The 1,916-nt window shown below is 43.7% G+C and carries 1 protein-coding gene; it reads left to right on the forward strand.

Annotation, left to right across the window (positions count from 1 at the left end):
• Positions 1 to 1,916 (forward strand): condensation domain-containing protein (locus tag A3763_RS14645; protein WP_197482914.1); only part of this gene is annotated, 1,916 nt, incomplete at both ends.

The raw sequence follows: 1,916 nt of genomic DNA on the forward strand, positions 1-1,916 counted from the left end.
ATTGACGACTGCGCCTTAAGCGTACGAGAAGTCCGTGCCGGCGATACGCGGCTCATCGCTTATGTTGTATGGAAGAATAGCCCGATTAGTCTCAGTGAACTTCGTGAGCACCTGCGACAGCAATTGCCCCCTTACATGGTGCCGCAGCACCTTGAAGCACTCGGGGAGTTACCACGCACCCTTAACAACAAGCTTGATCGAAAGGCTTTAGAAAGCCTCCCTTTATCAGAATCAAGCTCGTTAGGCAAAGAAGAAGTACGGGCCGCTACTACAGCGACTGAACTTAAGTTACTGAGCATCTGGCAAGAAGTCATCAATAAACCCATATCTAACATCAATGAAAACTTCTTCGACCTAGGTGGGCATTCTTTGCTCATTGCACAAATCATCCACCGTGTTGAAATGGATATGTCGGTGCAATTGAAGTTCAGTGACCTCTACGAGTTTGCAGACATCGAGTCTTTAGCTAAAAAAATAGATCAATCGCAGCACACAGAACAATCAACCATAACAAAGCGTTCAGAGAATGAACCAGCCTTATTAACCCTTGCCCAACAAAGGCTTTGGTACCTGAATCAACTGGAAGGAAGCAGTACTGCCTATAACCTTCCCTCTGCATTCAGACTAAAAGGAAAACTCAATAAGCTTGCTTTAAATCAAGCTTTTCAAAACCTAATCAGTCGCCAAGAAGCGCTAAGCGCCGAAGTAATTGAAATTGATTCCCAGCCACATCAACGGCTTCGAAACATCAGTAATTTTGAACTAAGTGAAGTCTCTTTCGCAGATATAGATAAGCCAATTGAACGTGAGCTGGAACTCAAAAAACGCCTGACCGTTTTACAAAACCAGGTTTTCGATATCAATCACGATATTCTTTTTAAAGCAGAACTAATCATTCTTAGTGAAGAAGAGAGCATTTTGTTTTTTATGCCTCATCACATCATATTCGATGGTTGGTCTTTCGATTTATTTATACATGAGCTCAGTGAGAGTTATAACGCATACTGTTGCGGTATCAATGCTCAATTACCTGTACTCGATTACCAGTTTGCTGACTATGCGAATTGGTCACGACTCAACAGTTCACAAGAAGATGTAGAAAAGGATGTCAGCTATTGGGTAGAACACCTCCAAGGAGCTCCTAACCTTGATATGCCGCTTGATCGACCTCGTCCGGAAACTCAGGATATTCGCGGTGAGCAAGTTTCATTTGAGCTACCGAGTGACCTACTTTCCAGGCTTAACGGCTTAGCCCTAGAAAAAGACGTAACTTTATTTATGGTCATGATGGCCAGTTATTGTGCCTTGTTGGCAAAATATACCGACCAAGAAGACCTAGTCATTGCGACACCAATGGCTGACCGAACTAAGCCCGGCACTGAAGACCTGATTGGCTTTTTTGTTAACGCCTTAGTACTTCGCTTTAGACTGAGCCGAGAAATGCCATTCCTTGAGCTATTACAGCAGGTCAAGCAACAATGCCTAGAAGGTTTTGACCATATGAGAGCACCGTTCGAAAAGATCGTCGAACGCCTGAACCCTGAACGTGATATCAGTCGTGCTCCCATCTACCAAACCTCTATCACCTACCAAGACGTATCTAAACGCGAACAAGTCATGGGAAGTGGTGACCATACGATAAACATCAAGCAGTGTGAGATCCCTTCTCATGATTCACCACTCGACCTGAACATATGGTTTAAAAAACGCGGCGACTCACTCAGTGGAGCAATCGTCTATAGTACATCTCTCTTTACTGAAAAAACGATCCAAGGCTTTAGGGATCATTTTCTTACGATTCTCGGACAAATTGCACAAAACCCGATAACCAGGCTTTGCGATATAGAACTACTTAATCAAAGCTCAAGCAAGCAAGTGATGAGACAATGTATAGGACCTGCTCATGCTTGGCATGA

Source organism: Oleiphilus sp. HI0128 (assembly GCF_001635365.1).